The organism is Nitrosospira sp. Nsp18 (genome assembly GCF_900103145.1).
Taxonomy (GTDB): Bacteria; Pseudomonadota; Gammaproteobacteria; order Burkholderiales; family Nitrosomonadaceae; genus Nitrosospira.
Map to the genome: position 1 here is coordinate 1 of NZ_FMWY01000042.1, position 15,887 is coordinate 15,887.

Annotated in this window: 15 protein-coding genes and 1 tRNA gene; 13 read left to right on the top strand and 3 right to left on the bottom strand. The window is 53.9% G+C overall.

The window, feature by feature from the left end; genetic code table 11:
• The first annotated feature begins 263 nt into the window (after nucleotides 1-263).
• From BLS94_RS14005 to BLS94_RS14015, 3 genes are all read left to right on the top strand, one after another.
• Nucleotides 264-1,046 (top strand): hypothetical protein, encoded by a 783-nt coding sequence (locus tag BLS94_RS14005; RefSeq protein WP_090962460.1) that lies wholly within the window; start codon nucleotides 264-266, stop codon nucleotides 1,044-1,046.
• Between the two features lie 230 nt (nucleotides 1,047-1,276).
• The gene (locus BLS94_RS14010; RefSeq protein WP_090962502.1) at nucleotides 1,277-2,815 is read left to right on the top strand and encodes a DEAD/DEAH box helicase; all 1,539 of its coding nucleotides are present in this window, start codon (nucleotides 1,277-1,279) and stop codon (nucleotides 2,813-2,815) included.
• A gap of 79 nt (nucleotides 2,816-2,894) precedes the next feature.
• Nucleotides 2,895-3,461: a cob(I)yrinic acid a,c-diamide adenosyltransferase gene (locus BLS94_RS14015; RefSeq protein WP_090962463.1), complete on the top strand. Its 567-nt coding sequence runs from the start codon at nucleotides 2,895-2,897 to the stop codon at nucleotides 3,459-3,461.
• Between the two features lie 2 nt (nucleotides 3,462-3,463).
• Here the strand turns inward: BLS94_RS14015 and lspA are convergent, their stop codons facing one another.
• Genes lspA through BLS94_RS14030 form a run of 3 tightly spaced genes read right to left on the bottom strand, consistent with a single transcriptional unit; the run spans nucleotide 3,464 to nucleotide 7,843 of the window.
• Nucleotides 3,464-3,949 (bottom strand): signal peptidase II, encoded by a 486-nt coding sequence (gene lspA / locus BLS94_RS14020; protein ID WP_090962467.1) that lies wholly within the window; start codon nucleotides 3,947-3,949, stop codon nucleotides 3,464-3,466.
• Nucleotides 3,950-3,982: 33 nt separating this feature from the next.
• A complete protein-coding gene (ileS, locus tag BLS94_RS14025; protein WP_090962470.1) occupies nucleotides 3,983-6,820 on the bottom strand; it encodes an isoleucine--tRNA ligase in 2,838 nt (945 codons plus the stop codon).
• 24 nt (nucleotides 6,821-6,844) lie between these two features.
• On the bottom strand, nucleotides 6,845-7,843 hold the full coding sequence (locus tag BLS94_RS14030) for a bifunctional riboflavin kinase/FAD synthetase (protein ID WP_090962473.1): 999 nt from the start codon (nucleotides 7,841-7,843) through the stop codon (nucleotides 6,845-6,847).
• Between the two features lie 308 nt (nucleotides 7,844-8,151).
• Here BLS94_RS14030 and BLS94_RS14035 point away from each other — a divergent pair.
• From BLS94_RS14035 to BLS94_RS14085, 10 genes are all read left to right on the top strand, one after another.
• A tRNA-Phe gene (locus BLS94_RS14035) sits at nucleotides 8,152-8,227 on the top strand.
• Nucleotides 8,228-8,393: 166 nt separating this feature from the next.
• Entirely contained in the window at nucleotides 8,394-9,605 is a 1,212-nt protein-coding gene (locus tag BLS94_RS14040) for a tyrosine-type recombinase/integrase (RefSeq protein ID WP_090962476.1), read from the top strand.
• A gap of 17 nt (nucleotides 9,606-9,622) precedes the next feature.
• The gene (locus tag BLS94_RS14045; RefSeq protein WP_090962479.1) at nucleotides 9,623-9,808 is read left to right on the top strand and encodes a hypothetical protein; all 186 of its coding nucleotides are present in this window, start codon (nucleotides 9,623-9,625) and stop codon (nucleotides 9,806-9,808) included.
• Nucleotides 9,809-10,231: 423 nt separating this feature from the next.
• Nucleotides 10,232-10,438, top strand: a complete 207-nt coding sequence (locus BLS94_RS14050; RefSeq protein ID WP_218124828.1) for a helix-turn-helix transcriptional regulator — start codon at nucleotides 10,232-10,234, stop codon at nucleotides 10,436-10,438.
• Nucleotides 10,435-10,854: a hypothetical protein gene (locus tag BLS94_RS14055; RefSeq protein WP_090962486.1), complete on the top strand. Its 420-nt coding sequence runs from the start codon at nucleotides 10,435-10,437 to the stop codon at nucleotides 10,852-10,854. Before BLS94_RS14050 ends, BLS94_RS14055 begins: the two co-directional genes overlap by 4 nt.
• A 277-nt stretch (nucleotides 10,855-11,131) precedes the next feature.
• Nucleotides 11,132-11,749, top strand: coding sequence for a RadC family protein (gene radC, locus BLS94_RS15500; RefSeq protein WP_176767895.1), 618 nt, complete (start codon nucleotides 11,132-11,134; stop codon nucleotides 11,747-11,749).
• Entirely contained in the window at nucleotides 11,746-12,165 is a 420-nt protein-coding gene (locus tag BLS94_RS14065) for a DNA primase (protein ID WP_090962489.1), read from the top strand. The genes radC and BLS94_RS14065 overlap by 4 nt, the downstream gene beginning before the upstream one ends.
• Nucleotides 12,155-13,351, top strand: a complete 1,197-nt coding sequence (locus BLS94_RS14070; RefSeq protein ID WP_090962492.1) for an AAA family ATPase — start codon at nucleotides 12,155-12,157, stop codon at nucleotides 13,349-13,351. Before BLS94_RS14065 ends, BLS94_RS14070 begins: the two co-directional genes overlap by 11 nt.
• 506 nt (nucleotides 13,352-13,857) lie before the next feature.
• On the top strand, nucleotides 13,858-14,538 hold the full coding sequence (locus tag BLS94_RS14080; protein ID WP_090962497.1) for an HK97 family phage prohead protease: 681 nt from the start codon (nucleotides 13,858-13,860) through the stop codon (nucleotides 14,536-14,538).
• The gene (locus BLS94_RS14085; RefSeq protein WP_090962499.1) at nucleotides 14,535-15,635 is read left to right on the top strand and encodes a phage major capsid protein; all 1,101 of its coding nucleotides are present in this window, start codon (nucleotides 14,535-14,537) and stop codon (nucleotides 15,633-15,635) included. Before BLS94_RS14080 ends, BLS94_RS14085 begins: the two co-directional genes overlap by 4 nt.
• Nucleotides 15,636-15,887: the final 252 nt, after the last annotated feature.

Here is a 15,887-nt window from a genome sequence, read left to right on the forward strand (position 1 = left end):
AGCACTTGACACACCTCATCTATTCACCCGAACCGCTGCTTCCCGTATTCACGCGGGGAGCAGCGGTTTTACTTACATCAAGCAATCGTTCCGGTGTTTCCACATGCCGAGACAGAAATTCGATGGAAGGGTCCGATCCCATCGCTGGAGTGGATGTGCAATAGTCTGATTGCTCGTCCTTGATTTAAAAACTTCACAAGAAAATCCCCGGTCCTGAACCAGATCAATACCAAGCACAGGACAATTATCCGAGTAAGTAAAGAATGTTACGCAATTTCCCTCTACCGAATACGAACTCTCCCCACCGGATACGCGATTATTTCATCGCGACCCTTACATTCGTATGCGTGGCGATCAGCTTGAACCTGGACGCCAGCGGGAGCATGGAACAACAAAGAAACATGGGCCTTATCGCCTGGACATTCTTGTTCGGCTTGCTATTGGGAGAGAATAAGGAAGTACGGATGCAGGTCATCATAGCGGTCGCGTTTGCTACGCTTGGTGAACACTTCGCCTCCATCTACATGCAAGGCTACACTTATCGGTTTGGCAATGTGCCAGCCTACGTTCCACCCGGTCACGGTATGGTGTACTTGACGGCTGTCGCGCTTGCCCGCTCCGGTTTCTTCCTGACCCATGCGCGCAAGATAGCGATGTTTGTGGTATTGACCTGTGGCGCATGGTCGATCTGGGGTATCAGCGGTTATCCCTCGCAGGGTGATCAAGTCGGTGCACTACTGTTTTGTGTTTTTCTGATCTACCTGTTCAAAGGCCGCTCGCCAATGGTTTATCTGGCCGCCTTCTTTATCACTACCTGGCTGGAACTGATCGGTACGGCAGTGGGAACCTGGAGATGGGCAACGATAGAACCCGTTCTCGGGTTATCGCAGGGAAATCCGCCTAGCGGCGTGGCAGCCTGGTATTGCCTGGTCGATGCCGTGGCAATCGGCGCCTCACCCGCCTTATTGAATGGATTCAAAAAGAGCGGCGAGTGGTTTAAAGCAGAGAAGCCCAAAAATATCCAGCAAGGCGCGAGAAATGATTAGATGAATTTTTTAAGTTTTGTCGAGTCCAACCTACGGTTATCTAGTAATGCCTTATCTGGTGATGCCCTACGGTTACCAGGTGAAGCATCCAGTAAAGCCAGAATCCCGGAGACTCTGGGCAACACCAAAATCTTTTGTCATTACTTTTTTTTGTATTCAACCTACTTTTTTAAACTATTCCATCTGGACTATCCTAGTAGCGATTGCCGGGTGGGCAAGCAATAATGGATATGTCGTTCGCTCAACTCAACCTATCGCCCGAAATTCTACGCGCCATAGCCGATCAAGGCTACACCGAACCTACACCAATTCAAGCTCAGGCCATCCCGCTCATACTCGAGGGGAAGGATATCATGGGAGCGGCCCAGACAGGCACTGGTAAAACCGCAGGCTTTACGTTGCCTATGCTGAGCCGGTTGCAACCTGGCGCCAGCGCCAGCGCCTCGCCTGCAAGGCATCCGATTCGTTCGCTGATCCTGGTGCCCACGCGTGAATTGGCCGTTCAGGTGTACGAAAGCGTAAAAACCTATGGTAAATATCTGCCTCTCAGGTGTGCCGTCGTTTACGGGGGCATGGATATGCAACCCCAGACGAAAGATTTGCGCGCTGGCGTGGAAATTCTCGTTGCCACGCCCGGTCGCCTATTGGATCATATCCAGCAGAAGACAATGAGCCTGTCGAAGGTCGAGATCCTGATACTGGATGAAGCCGACCGCATGCTGGATATGGGTTTCCTGCCCGATATCAAGCGCATCCTGGCGTTGCTGCCGCAGCAGCGTCAAAGTCTGATGTTCTCGGCAACTTTCTCCGAAGAGATCAAGAAGCTTGCAAACACTCTTTTGAGAGATCCGGAATTGATCGAGGTAGCCAGGCGCAATTCCATTGCAGAACTGATAACTCATGTGGTGCACCCAGTGTCCAGAACGCGCAAGCGCGAGTTGCTGGCGCACCTTATCAAATCGGCAGACTTGAAACAGGTTCTGGTATTCGTCCGCACCAAGCACGGCGCCAGCCGTCTGGCGGAGCAGTTGGAAAGGGATGGAATCACTGCGACAGCAATTCACGGCGACAAGACTCAGCCGCAACGCACCCAGGCACTGGCAGAATTCAAAGAAGGCATAGTTCGCGTATTGGTGGCGACCGACGTTGCCGCGCGTGGGCTGGACATCGAAGATCTGCCGCATGTGGTCAACTTCGAATTGCCCACGACGCCCGAGGACTATATTCATCGGATTGGCCGCACTGGCCGCGCGGGCACAAAAGGAGACGCTATTTCACTAGTTTGTGAGGATGAGACCGAGCTGGTCCACGGTATCGAGAAGCTCCTCAAATTCAAGCTCAACTGCACGGTCGTCGCGGGATTCGAGCCAGATGCCCACGGCCATTCTGTAGAATCCGCGGAATCTGAAGGTAGACATCGCGCACCTGATCGCAACAAATCGACGCGGCCAGAACAGAGAAACGCTATCAAACGCTCTGATCGGCCTGATGACGCGCACTCCGCATTGCATCCGCGAAATGGCAAAGACATCAAGCGCCCCAGAGACCACGCCGGCCCGCAGCGGCGAGGCTCCACAACGCCCGAAGACCCATTATTCAGCCAACCTTATATACCTAGCACGACTGCGGCCCAGCACGCCGATAACCCTGAAGCGGCATCTTCTTCGCGGAACAAACAACCGGATCATTCGCCCCACAGACAGCAGGATAAGCGCCTGGCTGCGCTATTCAGGCCGCGATCACCGAGCAAGCCCGAGCAAGACCAGTAGTCACGCCATGCTGCCGCTCCTCGCGTCCGTTCCCATCCGCCGAAATCCTATCAGTGCTTATTAGCAGATGACCTGAAGCATGGCAAAACGCCTGACAAAAATCTATACCCGCACCGGCGACGATGGCACAACCGGACTAGGTGATGGCACGCGATCCATTAAGGATGATTTGCGTATCGAGGCTATCGGCACCGTCGACGAACTCAACAGTTTTATGGGTGTTTTGCTCGCAGAAAATCTTGAGGAGGAAGTGCGCAACAACCTGGAAGACATCCAGCATGACCTGTTCGATCTGGGCGGCGATCTGAGTATTCCCGGACGCGTGACGATGAGCGAAGCGCAACTCAGCCGTCTGGAAAAACAACTTGATGACTACAATGCCCCATTGACTGCGCTGAAGGAATTCATACTCCCCGGTGGAACCCGGGCCGCTTCTTTATGCCACGTCGCACGCGCTGTCTGCCGCCGCGCCGAGAGATGCGTGGTAAGGCTATACAGAGCCGAAACAGCGGTGGCATACCATGTTCGCTATCTCAACCGCTTATCCGATTTTTTATTCGTGCTATGCCGCGTATTGAACCGCCAGAACGGCGTGGAAGATGTGATGTGGCAGCCTCGGAAAAACTTCGGTTCCAATATTCTGTAGCACTATCCTCCGCTTTTTCCCGCGTCCAGCTCCTTATGACGAAAACTTTCGATCACCATTAATACCGCACCGATAAAAATTGCTGAATCCGCCACGTTAAACGCGGGCCAATGATTACCGCCTACATGAAAATCCAGGAAATCGACCACGTGGCCCAAAGTGATGCGGTCCCACAAATTACCGAGCGCGCCCCCGAGTATAAAGCTTAGCGCGATACAGAAAAGCCGGTCGGCCGCATGTTTACGTAGCAGGTAAATGATCAGCAGCGAAGCGACCGCCGAAATGCCGGTAAAAAACCAACGTTGCCAACCACCGGCATCACTGAGAAAACTGAACGCCGCCCCCGCGTTATAAGTTAACACCAGGTTAAAAAAGCCCGTCAGCGGAATCTGCTGCCCGTGAACCAGCGCGGACTCCACCCAATGCTTGGTCGCCAGGTCCAGCACCAGCACGATCAGTGCCAGGATCAAGCTAAGCTGCAGCTTCATCGTACCCGGCGCGCCATGATAAGCGCAGCATGCTCAGGCATAATGTCGTATCTCCCCTGACCCATATAGATTTGATACGCATCGGCCGCATATCGTCGGATGGTCGGCATCAATGCCAACATCCGCACGATAATGCCAGCAGCGTTCGCATTTCGGGTGAACACATGGGGTGACCGAAATTTCCTCTTTCCCCGCATTCTCCTCTGCACGCATCACCCGCGCCGCGGATGTGACGAATATCAGCCGCATATCGTCACCCAGCGAATCAAGCAACGCGAAATCATCCCCAGCAACATGAATTTCAACCTCGGCAGCAAGCGACGAACCAATCTTCCCCTGGCCACGCGAATCTTCCAGCCGCCCTTGTACCTGAGAGCGCAGTTCGCGAATCCTGGCCCAGCGCTGCATCAACGCGCTTTCATCGCGCTGCAAAGGAAACTCATGCCATGTATACAGCAGCACGCTGTCCCCACTGTCCTGCATATCGCCTGCCAGATGGCTCCAGACCTCTTCCGCAGTAAAACTGAGGATAGGCGCAAACAAGCGCACCAGGCTATGCGCAATATGGTAAAGCGCACTTTGGGCCGAACGACGCGGGATACCCCTGGCAGCTGCGGTATAAAGCCGATCCTTGAGAATGTCCAGGTAGAAACCACCCAAATCTTCCGAACAGAAATTATGCAGCCGATGTACGATCAGGTGAAAATCGTAGTTCCGATAACTTTCGGTCAGGTCATCCTGAAGTTTGCGGGTGAACGCCAGCATATAGCGGTCTATCTCCAGCCATTGCTCTACCGCCACCGTGTCCACGGCCGGGTCGAAATCAGCCAGGTTCGCAAGAAGAAAACGCAACGTATTGCGTATGCGCCGGTAGCTTTCCACCACTCGCTTCAAAATCTCATCGGATATCGACAGCTCGCCGGAATAATCGGTAGAAGCCACCCAAAGGCGAAGAATATCCGCTCCCGAGGTATCCATTACCTTCTGTGGCGCAATGACATTTCCTTTCGACTTGCTCATCTTGTGGCCTTGCCCATCCACCACAAAACCGTGCGTGAGCAATGCGTCGTAAGGCGCGCGGCCGTTGACGGCACAACCGGTCAAGAGGGAGGATTGAAACCAGCCGCGGTGCTGGTCGGAGCCCTCCAGGTAAAGATCGGCAGGATACCCGAGTTGAGCATTTTGCTTGAGTACCGTTTCATGCGTCGTGCCCGAATCGAACCACACGTCCAATGTATCCGTCAGTTTCCTGTATTTTTGCGCGTCGTCACCCAGCAGTTCCGCGGCATCCAGGCTAAACCATGCTTCGATTCCCTCTCGCTCCACGCGCTGCGCCACCTGCTCCAATAACTCATCCGTGCGGGGATGCAGTTCATCGGTTTCCTTATTCACGAAGAGTGCCATCGGCACACCCCAGGTGCGCTGGCGCGAAACACACCAATCGGGCCGATTCTTCACCATCGCATCCAAACGAGCACGGCCCCAGGAAGGGTAGAACGCTGTCGCTTCCACCGCAGCCATGGCCGATTCCCGCAGCGTCTGATCAGCCCCATCCTGATCCCTATCGCCCACCCGTTTATCCATGGCAATAAACCACTGAGGCGTTGCGCGGAAGATAATAGGAGTCCTGTGCCGCCAGCAGTGCGGGTAGCTGTGCTGAAGCTTATCGGCCTTCAATAAAAGACCGTTTTTCTCCAGCGCTCCAATCACCACATCATTGGCTTTCCATACGGAAAGACCGCCGACAAGCGGCACATTCTCGAAAAACCGGCCGTCACCGCCAACCGGATTCTCAACCGGCAAGCCGTATTTCTGACCCACAACATAATCATCGACGCCATGTGCCGGAGCCGTGTGCACCGCACCCGTACCGGCTTCCATGGTGACATGCTCTCCCAGGATTATCGGAACCTGTCGTGCATAAAATGGATGCTGTAGCAACATATTTTCAAGTTCGGCCCCGGTACACCTTCCGGCAATGCTGACTCCATTTCTATCCATACCGTAGCGTCCGAGCGCACTATCCATCAGAGCCTCGGCAATAAGTAAACACTCACTACCGACATCCGCCACAACGTAAGATTCGACAGGGTTCAGGCTCACCGCTTGATTAGCGGGCAACGTCCAGGGCGTTGTCGTCCAGATCACCACATACACTTGTTTAGCAGCTAAATTCGTTGACGCAAAATCATGCGAACCACGAATTTTTTTCCAGAACAGTTCGGCATCGATCACCCTGAATTTCACATCGATCGCCGAAGACGTCTTGTCTTCATATTCCACTTCAGCTTCCGCCAGCGCAGAGCCGCAGTCCATGCACCAGTTAACCGGCTTCTGTCCCTGATAGACATATCCCCTGCGACGGACTTTTCCGAATGCGCGGATAATGCCCGCCTCGGTGCTGTGGTTCATTGTGAGATAAGGGTGGTCCCATTCCGCCAGCACGCCTAGCCGGATAAAATCTGCTTTCTGCCGTGCAACCTGCTGTGCCGCAAAATCGCGGCATAGTTCACGCACCTTGTCCGCAGGCAAATTCTTGCCGTATTTTTTTTCCACCTGATGCTCGATCGGCAAGCCGTGGCAATCCCAGCCCGGCACATAGGGAGCATCGAAGCCAGCGAGCGTCTTCGACTTGATAATAATATCTTTGAGGATCTTGTTCACCGCATGGCCAATATGTATATCGCCGTTGGCATAAGGCGGGCCGTCGTGCAGCACGAATTTGGGGCGGCCTTTGCAAACAGCCCGTATCTTCTGGTAGAGATTTTTTTCCTGCCATGCCGCGAGCATCACAGGCTCGCGCCTGGCAAGGTCGCCGCGCATGGGGAAAGGCGTATCAGGCAGGTTCAGCGTTTTTTTATAGTCGGTCATATAATCTTGAACATAAAGCGGACATCATTTCGATCTGTGCAGAAGGCTTTTTGCGGGGGCAGAAGTTGCCGAGGGAGCCAAGCCAAAGTATTCTCTGGCGTCCTCCACATCTCTTCCAATCTGCCTGGTAAGCGCGATAAGGTCGGGGTATTTTTCTTCATCCCGGAGCTTATGCAGAAAACGCACGCGCAAGTGGCAGCCGTATATGTCCCGATCGAAATCGAAAAGGTGAACTTCCAGCACCGGCTTGCCATGCTCATGCACTGTCGGGCGTACGCCCAGGCTGGCCACTCCCTGAATCGAATCTGGAGAGAATAAACCCACCGTTCCCCTGGTTTCCATCTCGACTTCTACAGCGAAAATTCCTGAAAGCGGGGGCCGGTTATGCTTGAACGCAATGTTGGCAGTGGGGAACCCGATCTGCCTGCCGAGCTTGGCGCCACTCACCACCCGCCCGCTGATACTATAAGGCCGTCCCAGCAGGCGCTTCACAAGGTCCAGGTCGCCCTCAGCCAAAGCGATACGAACCGCCGTGCTCGAAACCCTTACACCATCCACTACATAGCCCGGCATTTCTTCCACTTCAAAACCGCACTGTGCCGAAAATGCCTCAAGCATGGCAAAATCCCCGGCCCGGCGGGCGCCAAACCGAAAATCGTCCCCTACCAGCATCCAGCGCACGGCAAGGCCTTGTTGCAAAATGCCGACAATAAATTCTTCCGCGCTAATTCTCGCGAAATCGAAATCAAAGCGGCACACCTGCACCCGCTCCACGCCCGCCGCCGCCAGCAACTCCAGCTTTTCCCGCAGGCTCGTGAGTCGGGCAGGGGCCTTGTCCGGCGCAAAAAATTCGCGTGGGTGCGGCTCGAAGATCATCACGCAAGACGTCAGGCCGAGCCTCGCGGCAGCTTCATTCAAACGGGCAAGCATAGCCTGGTGGCCTAGATGCACCCCATCAAAATTGCCTATGGTGAGCGCAACAGGCGCTTCTGCCTGAGCGGGAATGCCGCGAGAAACACGCATGGCTTGCGACTGCTAAAACGCTGAATTGTAGCTCGTTTCGGGTGGGTCTAGACAGTGGATTTTTGAATAATGAGTCGGTGCCCCTCTGGTAGGATGGGTGGAGTGAAGCGCAACCCATCATTCGGTTTTAAAACTTCATCAGATATTCATCGCCGCTCTGCCCCTTTTAAGCCCAGTTTTGAGACCACCGAACCAATTGTCGCGTGTTCCAATGAGTTATGCGCTGTGCTAGAATTACGCACTTCTAAAAACGCATACTGTGCCAATTCTCCGGGTATCCGCGTCGTATTTGAATATGTGTTTCAATTGGCCAAGTAGCTCAGTCGGTAGAGCAGAGGACTGAAAATCCTTGTGTCGGTGGTTCGATTCCGCCCTTGGCCACCAAATGATCGTTCCACCCTGTCCCAAGAAGTCCCGAAAGCCCGCTCCCTGCGGGCTTTTTCATTGGTTCTCTATCCCACCACGTCCCGCTGAGTTCTATTGCATCCGGTATCGTATAGGGGTATAAATGGGGGTACATCGTGTACCCCCAGCACCTTATACCCCCACAATGCCATTAACAGACACAGCAGTTCGCAATGCCAAGCCTGAAGCCAAGCCGCGCAAGCTGGCCGATGAAAAAGGGCTGTTCCTGTTGATTCATTCCAACGGCTCCAAATACTGGCGGTTTAAGTACCGTTTCGGCGGAAAGGAAAAATTGCTCTCCCTGGGTGTATACCCCGATGTATCGCTGGCCCAAGCCAGGCAGCGCAGGGACGATGCCCGCAAGCTGTTAGCCAATGAAGTTGATCCTGGAGTATTCAAGCAAGAAGCAAAGCGAGCAAATAGGGAAATAGCCGGCAATAGTTTCGAGGCGGTCGGGCGAGAATGGTATACAAAGCACTCTCCCAACTGGGCCGTAAGCCATGGGGACAAGATCATTCGTCGCCTGGAGCGAGATATCTTCCCCTGGATAGGAAATCGGCCTATCGCGGAAATCACTGCTCATGTGCTGCTGGCCACGCTTCGACGCATTGAGAATCGGGGCGCATTGGAAACGGCGCATAGAGCGCACCAGAATTGCAGCCAGATCTTCCGTTATGCCGTGGCCACTGGCCGGGCTGAGCGTGACCCATCCGTGGATCTCCGGGGGGCATTACCGCCGGCGAAGGAAAAGCATCACCCGAGTATTACCGACCCGACGGCGATAGGTGAGCTGATGCGAGCCGTAGAGGGTTATCGTGGCTCATTCGTAACCAGGTGTGCCTTGCAGTTGGCACCGCTGCTATTCGTGCGCCCTGGCGAGCTACGACGCGCGGAATGGTCGGAGGTCGATCTGGATAAATCCGAATGGAGGATACCCGGCGAAAAGATGAAAATGAAAGCAGTGCATATCGTTCCGCTTTGTAGCCAGGCTGTGGCGGTATTGAGAGAACTTCTCGCTCTTACGGGACAGGGAAAATATGTGTTCCCTGGAGTTCGTACCCCTTCCCGTCCAATGTCTGAGAACACCGTCAACTCAGCACTGCGCCGGCTGGGATATGGCAAAGAAGAATTAACCGGCCATGGCTTCAGAAGCATGGCCAGCACATTGCTTAATGAGCACGGCTGGAATCGCGATGCTATCGAGCGGCAGCTCGCCCATGCTGAGCGTGATTCCGTGCGGGCAGCATACAACTATGCTGAACACCTGCCGGAGCGCCGCAAGATGATGCAGGAATGGGCGGACTATCTGGACGGCCTAAAGTCCGGCGCAAAGATTTTGACCTTTAAATTGAACTAACAAACAGGATTTTCACAATGCCCCTTAATTTTGATGAACTCATACGGAATTCTGCTGTTGCGAGCTATCTTAACGAAGGTAACGCTGAACCATTAGCCCAGTTACTTAGAAGCGAGCGAAAACTCACGCCTGAATTAAGAATTTTTATTGCGGATATCATTGAGGGAAAAATTAAAAAAAAAGAGGAAGAAAACGTAGTTTAGACCAAACAGGCGCGTCAGTTTTTCACAGAATAGTTGTTTACAGAATGGATTTGGACTTCACCATGATGAAGTTGAAAGCAGTAAACAGTCAGAAACCGCAGCAAGGATTCGATGCTTATAGAGAAGCGTTGGAAATTGTAGCCGAACGACATGGAATAACAGCGTCACGCCTTGATAAGATAATTTATCCAAGGCGATCGAAAAGCAGCACTGAGAAATCGAAAAGCAGCACTGAGAAATCGAAAAGCAGCACTGAGAAATCGAAAAGCAGCACTGAGAAATCGAAAAGCAGCACTGAGAAATCCTCCTAATCTTTCGCCGCTAATTTGCTCTTATTAGCGGCGTTTATCTTTGTTGAGCATCACTTTAGCATGACCTCCTGCAACGTCGCATAAAGCACGTTGGTATTCCATAGGAGGTATTGTGCAGCTCAAATCCATATTAAAGCAGCCCGAAGTCTCGCGTGTAACCGGGCTCTCCCGATCTTCAATTTATCGCCTGGAAGCATCAGGGCAATTCCCATCAAGAGTTAAGCTCTCCGAGTGTGCCAGCGGCTGGCACAGTGAAGAGGTGCAAGCCTGGATAGCCAGCCGTCCACGCGCAGTCCCACAGAAAGCGGTAGCGCAATGAGCGGTCCTGATATCGATTTCAACAAGCTGGCAAGTGACGCGGGCGAATACGCTACTGATGAACTGGCCAACGCAGCGGAGGGATTAGCCGCGCTACTGGACACCTTGCCAGAGCCCCAGGCGACGGTAATCAGGAAGTATCCCGTGCTAGCTGTCGGGCTGGCCCTTCTTGCTCACCTGGACGCCCGAGCAGAGGAACAGCGCATCATGAGGGAAGTAAAGCTTGCGATTCTTAACAGGATTGCCGATAGCGTGGAGGTGGCTGTCGATGGTGTGATGCAACTGATTGTCGGCGAGCTCAAGGAAAGGTGGCTAATAAGCCATCAGAATCATACTGAAGCTGAGCTGAAAGCCGCCATGAGCTATTACGACTCCATGGCAGTCCGGGGCAGCGGGCTTAAGCATGATGATAAATAAATCAGCCTGTGCCTTGACATTCGCATCCGGCCGGGATTATGCTTTGTCTGCCGCTGGGGTTCCAGCGGTCGGGTTTGGAAGCCCGGAGCAAAGGCGCATAGCCGCCTTGAGCGGCTTTTCTATGCGCTTCGTTTATACGTTTACCGTTTACGGACGGCGACCGTGGAGAGCCGAGAGGCTCGCAGGTTCCTTTGCCCTGTCTTCCAATCCACGCTTCGCCGTCCACCCTCATTTGGAAGTGAGGGCGCGGTTAAACCGTTTGCAAAGGAGTATCACCATGTCCAAATCCCAAGGCGCGTCCGCGTCGACCATTCCCACCCAAACCGCCCGCGAAGATAGAGCGATATATCGGGCATTAAAGATACTGGAAAATCGACTGAAGGTGCCGGGACAGGCAATAACTCGCCCTCAGCACGCCTGTGATTATTTGCGCCTATTGCTCGCCAATCTCGAAAGAGAAGTATTCGTTTGCATGTTCCTGGACGCGCAAAACCGTGTTATCGAAACCGAAACATTGTTTTACGGCACCCTTACACAAACGGCCGTTCACCCGCGTGAAATAGTCAAGCGCTGCCTGCACCACAATGCGGCCGCTGTCATCTTCGCTCACAACCATCCCAGCGGCGTTGCAAACCCAAGCCCCGCCGATATGGTTCTGACGTGCGACCTGATAAACACACTGAAGCTGATAGACGTCAAAGTCCTCGATCACTTCATTATCGGCGGGCTTAATACCATGTCGTTTGCCTTGCGGGGCATCCTGGGCCATACCGCTTTGCCGGAAGAAAACGAACAGCAGGCGCCCCCTCCTAAACCCTCCAGGCGCAAGCGGAAATCCACTGCTCGGCCGATCGCACCCACAACAAGCAGCGCTTCACTCTGCCATTCGTTATGACCGCCGACAAGCTGCTTTCGCTCCTGCATGGTGTGAAACGTACCGGTCCCGGCCGGTACGTTTCGCTTTGCCCAGCTCACGAAGATAAACACCCTTCCCTGGCGATTCGTGAGCTGGAAGATGGCCGCGTCCTCTTGCATGACTTCGCAGGATGCGCCACCAGCGACGTTCTCGCAGCGGTAGGGCTAACCCTAGAAGACCTGTTTCCAGAGCAGCACGCGGCTTCTGGCAGCGCCAAAGAACGGAGGCCTTTCTACGCCGTGGACATTTTGCGTTGCGTAGCCTTCGAAGCCCTCGTTTGTTCAATTGCCGCAACTAATCTGGCACAAGGCGTGCCGCTGTCGGAATCCGACAGAAAGCGGTTGCTGGTGGCCGCTTCACGCCTTCAGGCTGCGACGGAGATATATGATGAGTAACGCTATTTCAAGTATAGAGCGCGGCGCGGCCGCGCTGGATAAGGAAAAAAAAGCGCTTAACCCGGACCAGCAGCGATACATTGAGCGCGGGCATGGCGTGCAGACGTCTGCAAAATCCCGCCTGAAAGTAATCAGGGCGAGCGACGTCAAGCCGCAACCCATCCGCTGGCTATGGCCGGGAAAAATCGCCCTGGGCAAGCCTACCCTGATTGCCGGAGATCCCGGCCTGGGCAAGAGCATGCTCACGGTAAGCTTTGCCGCGCACGTCTCGACCGGGCGGGACTGGCCAGCTGGGGGCGGACCATGCCCGCAAGGCGACGTCTTGTTTGTTTCCGCAGAAGATGATCCTGCCGATACCATCCGGCCGCGTCTGGATGCGGCGGGAGCTGATCCTTCGCGGGTGCATATCGTTGGCGGGGTGGAAAGCTTGAACCGCGACGGTGATCCCGAGACCAGGCTATTGAGTCTACGGCGCGATCTTGAGCCCATCCGTGAAGCGGCGCTGACATTGCCGCGATGCCGCTTGATCGTGGTCGATCCGGTATCCGCTTATCTGGATGGGGCTGACTCGCACAACAATGCGGAAGTGCGGGGCGTGATAGCGCCACTGTCCGAGCTGGCCAGCAGTATCGGTGCTGCGATCATCTTTGTTACCCACTTGAACAAGGGCACAGGTGGCTCAGCACTCTACCGGTCAACCGGCAGCCTGGCATTCGTTGCAGCGGCACGTGCCGCCTTCCTGGTGACCAAAGACAAGAGCGACCAGAACAGGCGTCTATTCCTTCCGCTAAAGAACAACCTGGGGCCGGACGCGACAGGCATGGCCTACCACATCGAGGAGGTGGGTGGCGTGCCACGCGTGGTGTGGGAGAAGGAGATCGTGCTGATATCCGCTGATGATGCGCTCGGGCGGGACGATGAAGACGGCGATCATGAAAGCACGCTGGCGGGGGATGCAGCCGACTGGTTGAGTGATGTGTTAGCTGGCGGGCCGGTACCGAGCAATGACGTCAAGAAGCACGCGAAAGAGGCGGGGTACTCATGGGCAACCATCCGCAGGGCACAGGCGGCGCTCGGCATTAAACCGCAGCGTATCGGCGGAGCAGCTGGGGATGGTGCGTGGGTTTGGACGCTACCGAAGGAACATCAAAGCCCACAAATGACGCTAGGCGCGGCTGGTGAATAAGATGCTCACGCCAACCCAAAGGTGCTCACCTAAGCTGTTCACTGAACAACTTACCCAACAACTATATATATATTGCTTTATAGCTAAGTTGTTCAAGCTGTTCAGGAGCCTGGACACCTTGAGCAACTTGCTCAACATGCCTATACCCCTGAGCACCTTGAGCAACTTTGCTGAAACCCGCATGAATAGGGGCTCTGACAAAGATGCTCAGATGAGCGCCTTAAGTGAGCAAGTTGGCAGAGGGGGCGGCGTAAAAGTCCAAAGCCTCACCCGCCTAGACCGTCTGCTTAATCGGATTTTTACGTGCGGGAGTTTCAGGAGGGGGGTACTCCTTCCAGCATTGTGCAGACGTCTGCAATGTTGCATTCGACTATTTATCAGCCGTGACGAAAAGGAAAAAGAGGCACTGTGTTTTTTCGGTTGTAAATATAACATCATGATTATTAAGATAAGATAATGTATAATTGTCATAAAATCAGTAGCAATAAAACTCTGTGGAGATAAAAATGCTGGCGTTAAATAAATGTGACTTGAAGTTTGCGAATACCGAAGGAGAGTTCACCGGTTACGGCTCCGTTTTCGGAGTCCTGGACTCTAAAAACGATGTGATCATGCCGGGCGCCTACGCCGAGGTATTGAAGTCAAGCGAGTCCGTGAAGGTATATGTGAATCACGGGTGGATGCGCGGTGAATTGCCCATTGGCACCTGGTCTGGTCTAAAGGAAGATGGCCGGGGTTTGAAAGGCACCGCAGGGCTGGTCATGCAGATGCCTTCAGCGGTGAATGCATATTGGTCCATCAAATCCGGCTTGGTCAGCGGTTTGTCTGTCGCGATCATGCCGGACCACAACAGTATTGAGCGGCGTGCCGACGGTGCGCGCGTGATCCACAACATCAAGGCACTAAAAGAAATATCCATCGTAACGGATCCAGCAAACGATGAATCACGTGTGCTTGATGTCAAGTTTTCGGAAGAAATCGAAAAAGTTGGAAGTATCAGAGAATTTGAGTGCTTACTACGGGATGTAGGGGGACTCGATCGGGGGACGGCTAAACAGCTTGTCACCAAAGCCAAGGAACTTTTCGCACAGCGGGACGCTGGCGATGATGTTCGGGCAAAGGAAAGTAGCGATGAGCTCGCTACTGCTTTTATGTTCCGTTTATCTACTTTTGGAAAAAATATATGACTATCGAAATAATCACCGCAGGGCTCGACAAGATCGAAGGCCAGATGAAAGCTCTTTATGAGAAATCAGACAATAGAATTGAAGAGCTCATTCTCAAGAATAGAGAATTCGCGGACGAGATTCTGCAACTGAAGCAGCGCGGTACGCCGCTCGATGCTGACGACTTCGGCACCGGTAGAAATACCAAGAGCATGGGTTCACAAGTTTGGGAAGGCATGACCGCCAATAGCGACCTTTTGGCAAAGACCAAGCAGCTACGGTTTGAAATCAAGGCCGCATCCGATGTAATCACCACCACCAATGTGCAAAAGATCGCATCCGGCGGGCTGACCTTACCAACTGGTGCCGCCCTGGGAATTCAAAATGCGCTCCCCTTGCGTCCTGCAGGCGGCATCTCTACCTTGGAATACAGCCGTTACACTGGCGTACAGGGTGCAGCCGCGGTACAAGCGGGTGAAGGCACAGCGAAGTCAGCGCTGCGTCCTGACTTTACCGCTATACAGCAAGGCGCCATCACCATCGCTGGTTATACCAAGTTGTCCAAGCAATCCCTCAGCGATAGCGCCGAATTGAAAATGGCGGTGGATGTGACTCTGCAACGCAGCATCGCGCTGGCCGTGGACGACATGCTGATGGATGGAAGCACGACCCCTGCCTTCGGCGGTTTCAATACCCTGGGCACCAGCTACACCAGCCTGGTGTATACCAGCTTGGCAGATGCGGCGAGCGAAGCGATAGCCACCATGCAAGAGGCAGGATTCTCGCCTAACGTGGTAGCGTTCCGTCCATCGGACTTCCTGGGTGTGCAACTGGCCAAGACCACAGCCGGAGAATACCTAGCTGGACCTTACCTTCAGCCTCTGCCGGAACTCTTGCGGGGAATGCGCGTGGTGCTGTCTGCCAATGTTCCAAGTGGAAAGGTTGTGGTAGCCGATACCGCACACCTTGAGCTCCTGGTGGTCGATGGCCTGACCATCGAGATCGGATATGTGAACGATGACTTTACCAAGAACATCGCCACGATCCTGGGTGAAATCCGCTTGATTCCGACTTTTCGGGCTACGGGATGCGTGCGAATCATCACTCCGAAGGCATAACGAATTGGCCGGGTAACTTTCAGCCTGGCTGATGGGCAGTCATGAGCCCTCACGCTTCTGGAAAATCATGAACGCAACTCGAGGAGTGCGCTAACCCCGAGTGCTTGCGGCAACTTTCCTTTAGTTGCGTGGCAGGCAGTATCAAAAAACCCTCAGCCGCGTTGCGCCATAGAAAAAGGTTACCGAAACAGTTTTGCAGTTAACGTTGTGCCATAAGGAAAGGAATTCATTTTAGTGCATCGAAGATGATTT